The 513-nt window shown below is 66.9% G+C and carries 1 protein-coding gene; it reads right to left on the bottom strand.

Features of this window, described 5'->3' with window-relative positions; genetic code table 11:
* Positions 1-248: hypothetical protein (locus F0Q34_RS21665; protein WP_149814434.1), on the bottom strand; the 248-nt coding region annotated here is incomplete at its 3' end.
* Positions 249-513: the final 265 nt, after the last annotated feature.

Consider the following 513-nt stretch of genomic DNA (forward strand, 5'->3'; position numbering starts at 1 on the left):
TAGCCGGCGCTGTGCAGCCGGGCGGGGGGTAGTTTGAGCACCAGGAAGCCCGCGCGCTCCAGATGCTTCACCAGATGCTCGGCGGCGAGGCTGGCCACCAGCTGGCCACCCGAGGGCCGTGGCCGGCCGCGCTCGTCATAGCGCAGCGCATAGGCCAGGGCGTCGGCCACCTCCTCGGAGGGGGCGACGCTGTGGCCGGGCGGCAGGGGGAAACGAGGCGGAACAGGGGGGTTGGAGGGGTCGGGCATGGGCGCGACGCTAAATGAGACTCGGAGAACGGATCAAGAACAAAGAGGTGGTTGACAGCGCAGGCTCGGCTGGAACGTGCCGGTTGATCGGGAAGGAATGCGACGGCCGCTTTGCTGAAGGGCAGCACCTTCAACGGCTTTGCGCGTTGTGCTGCGACCAGGAGGAAGGCAGCGCACGATGTGCAACTTGTACAGCATGACCTCGAGCCAGCAGGCGATTCGCGCGCTGATGCAGGTGATGGATGACCGCACCGGCAATCTGCCG

The sequence above is a fragment of the Teichococcus oryzae genome (assembly GCF_008386565.1).
Taxonomy (GTDB): Bacteria; Pseudomonadota; Alphaproteobacteria; order Acetobacterales; family Acetobacteraceae; genus Pseudoroseomonas; species Pseudoroseomonas oryzae.